Genomic DNA, 3355 nt, shown 5'->3' on the forward strand with positions numbered 1-3355 from the left:
TAGCTCATCCAGTGATTGATTGGAAACCCCTTGTTTATTGGTGTATTCCTCGTACTCAAATCCTTTGATCTTTGCTACAATTGCTACGGATTTTGTTTTGAATGCATTGTAGACCTTGTCAATATACTCTTGTAATCTTTGACTTCGTGTCTTGCCGTCTTTTCCTTTTTCCTCGTTAATACTTCCGGTCGAATCGATGGACACAGATCCACGAATTTGGTTGTTTCGCATTGCAATTTCAATGATTCGCCCAAATAACTCGGAATAATCCTCGAACAAGCCCTTTGTAAAACGATCAAGTTTATCATTGTTGTATTCAATGTAGATCACATCTGACATATTGAAGCTTTTTTGAAATACATAGTTCTTCACTGTTACGCCTGTGAACACATCATCATAAACAGCATATTCCGTACGAGAAAAATCATCAGCTATCAGCAATTGGTTATCTTCAGTAAAAATAACCAGCACTTCGTTGTCGTCCATAAGTCGGTAGAAAAACTTTTCCCAGAACGTTGCAGCCGACATATCATTGTTTGGTCGAACATTCAAAATGTATTCCCAGTCAGCAGTACCATCTTTGTTTTTGAACTTCACTTCGAGTGTGGACATTGTCCTTGCGACAAAATCTAGCACTGTGTTCTTAGCCATGATTTTAAGATATGATCGAGCGGACTCATCGTCACCATAGACGAGGTCAGGAATCCAGTCTGAAGGTTCTTCATTACGTATGGACTGCTTAAAGACATCAAATAAACTCACATATTTTCACCACCTTTCAATCGGGCAAGATGTTTTGAGCAATTTTTAAAACGGAATACATTTATTTTCGAATTTCTTATATGCATCAAAATAAAGTTCATCTTTGTCACCGTTGTAGGTAATTTCATAGTACATCCCGTCAGAAATAGTGGTGCTTAGTAAAGCTTTATTATTTTGCAGCACCTTAACTTGCCATACTACAAATACGTCAAAAACTACTTCTTGATCACTTTTGTCCAGATGTATGATTGCATATTCTTCAACCAATTCTCGACATCTTTCAATAAATGCTTTCTCATCCATAAAATTCACACTCTCCATATTTTTTAGTAGATGGTACTTATACGATTGACTTTAATTTGACAAAGTCATTGCCATCCAAATTGTTATACATTTCTTCTGCTTTTTTCTTGCTAAAGAAACTAAAAATTTTAATTTGCAAGATTTTCAAATAGATAGTTTTCTTTATTTTCAAATTAATTGTCACATTTCCATGATTCTTTTCTTCTCCCACAACAACCACTCCTTTGTTAATTGTTTTTATTTAACGCATAAATGCGAGATATATGGATCACCTTCACTTTCCGGCAAATCGCCTACCTGATTTATTTTGGACCTGTTCAGGTGGTTTCTTCTTATAACCCAAAGGCGTTGTAGTTACTTTAGTGAAATAAACTGTGTTACCAGCCATTACGTTTTTTGTTTTTCGCTCAACGTTTAGATATTGTGGTTTATACATAATTATCACTCGCTTTCTAAAAATTAAATTGTAAGCATTACCAAAGTTGATATAATAAGTTATCAGTCGCTTTAAACTGAAATAAAACAAGGAGGATACTTACTATGGCAGACAGATTAATACCGCCCGGCACTGATAATCAAAGACCTGGTAAATATAAAGAAGTGGGTCCCAGAGGTGGCGAAGTTTCAAAACCAAGAGAAGTTAAAATCGACTCTGGTGATAGATTACCCCCAACACAAAAGCCCGGTAATAAATGGACTAAAAAGTAATTAATTAGAGCTAGGGCCTATCCTAGCTCTTTTTTAAAATTCAATTTCATCCAACATGTCAAAGGCATCATCGTAGTCGTAGTCAATGATTTCATCAGCACGCCATAAGCAGTATTCAAATGCCTTGAAACCGTCTGTCTTCCGCCGAACTTCTTCTTTTTTCTTGTATGATTTGTTGCCGTCGCCATTCGTTTTTACTAATACATTGTTTGTGTACCAGCGCATCAATGGATTATCACCAAAGATAATGTGATTATTGGCGAAAGCATCTTCAATTCTAGGTGCTAACAGATTATCTGCAGCTGTTGGATTTCTGATAACTTCGATTTCAAATCCTTCCTCCAAAAACAATGGTCGCAATAAATCCATCCGGAAATTATCGGCTACTATTTTCGTTATGCCGTATTTTTCACGTTGTTCAACAAACCAGCCGACAACTGTTTTAGGATCGATTGTGGGCCCATCTATGACCGTCAGCAACCCTTTTTCTTCCCATTCCCTAATTGGTGCAAATTTTTCTTTTGTAGTTTCAGAAGCCTTACGTGAATACCCGTAGTAAATGTCCACAAATTGCTTTCTAACGAACGAATGGGTCTTGAATACATAATCATCCCCATCACGAAACAAAAGCCCACAAGCGGCGAAATCACGCAGACTGGCATAGTCTAAACCGCCAATGGCTCGTTTGCCGATTAGGTTTGTTGGGAATGGTCTGTTTGTTGCCAGAATCTCTTCACGACTAGCCACCGATCGTTCTAAGTCTGTGACAGGTAAATTCATACGTTTAGTCATGAACTCTTCTCGGTTGCTTGGATCGTCTTCCAAATCCTCGTATTCTTCCATAACAGTTTCGTAGAGATTGTCCGCATACTCAGATAGCGGATGATGAAACATAGGATTTGCCAACTCCCAATTATCAGGATCATTGACCTGGTCTTCTGAATCAAGTTTGCAGATGAAAGGAAAAAGAGCATTGAAACGGACTGAACCGCTCAACACTCTTTTCGCTTTTTCTTTCATATTATCCAAGAATCCCTCACGAACATAACCGTCAGTACCCACATAAAACTCCCTCGGGTTCGGGCGTTTACCAAGCCCACTAATATGGACTTTTACATCTTTGTTCGATTCGTATCGATGGATTTCATCAAAAGCTACTGCTCCATCACGTAATCCATCTTTTGTATCGCCATTACTAGTACGGAATTTTATTTTACTTCCAGTCTTTTTGCTGGTGATCACAGACTTGCCATATTCAAAAGCTTTTTGTAAAGTCTTATTCCGTTTGATTGTATTGTATATCTCTTCGAATGATGTTTTCGCTTGATCCTCACTATTGGCAACGATCGAAACGTTGTAGTCCATGATGCCGTGCATTTCAGTCTGAAGGAAATTCAGCACGACTGATAACAATCCGTTTTTACCACCGCCGCGACCAAACATCCAAAGGAACTTGCGGTAAACATTCCGGTCATTCTTTTTAAAATAAAAAAAGATAAATGCGATTAAGAACTTCTGGAATGGCTGCATCGGGAAATACCATTTCTCACCATAAGCAATGCACTTATCAATCATCACATCA

General features: G+C 37.8%; 5 protein-coding genes. 1 reads left to right on the forward strand and 4 read right to left on the reverse strand.

Features of this window, described 5'->3' with window-relative positions; genetic code table 11:
• The 3 genes from IAE45_RS18345 to IAE45_RS18355 form a co-directional block, all read right to left on the reverse strand.
• Positions 1-762 (reverse strand): phage portal protein (locus tag IAE45_RS18345; RefSeq protein WP_200127851.1); only part of this gene is annotated, 762 nt, incomplete at its 3' end.
• A 45-nt stretch (positions 763-807) separates the two neighbouring features.
• Entirely contained in the window at positions 808-1065 is a 258-nt protein-coding gene (locus tag IAE45_RS18350; protein ID WP_200127849.1) for a DUF6275 family protein, read from the reverse strand.
• 37 nt (positions 1066-1102) lie between these two features.
• Positions 1103-1276, reverse strand: a complete 174-nt coding sequence (locus IAE45_RS18355) for a hypothetical protein (RefSeq protein WP_200127847.1) — start codon at positions 1274-1276, stop codon at positions 1103-1105.
• 329 nt (positions 1277-1605) lie between these two features.
• On the opposite strand from IAE45_RS18355, the gene IAE45_RS18360 reads away from it, so the two are divergent.
• Positions 1606-1773 carry a YjzC family protein gene (locus IAE45_RS18360; RefSeq protein WP_200127845.1) on the forward strand — a complete coding sequence of 56 codons (168 nt, stop codon included), beginning with the start codon at positions 1606-1608 and terminating at the stop codon, positions 1771-1773.
• Between the two features lie 33 nt (positions 1774-1806).
• Here IAE45_RS18360 and IAE45_RS18365 read toward each other — a convergent pair.
• Positions 1807-3355: terminase TerL endonuclease subunit (locus IAE45_RS18365; RefSeq protein WP_200143159.1), on the reverse strand; the 1549-nt coding region annotated here is incomplete at its 5' end.

This window comes from Enterococcus sp. S53, assembly GCF_016516865.1.
GTDB lineage: Bacteria > Bacillota > Bacilli > Lactobacillales > Enterococcaceae > Enterococcus_D > Enterococcus_D innesii.

Bases quoted from the DNA above. Each gene is read 5' to 3' on its own strand.
- IAE45_RS18350 (WP_200127849.1), bottom strand. From the start codon at position 1,065: ATGGATGAGAAAGCATTTATTGAAAGATGTCGAGAATTGGTTGAAGAA.
- IAE45_RS18360 (WP_200127845.1), top strand. From the start codon at position 1,606: ATGGCAGACAGATTAATACCGCCCGGCACTGATAATCAAAGACCTGGT.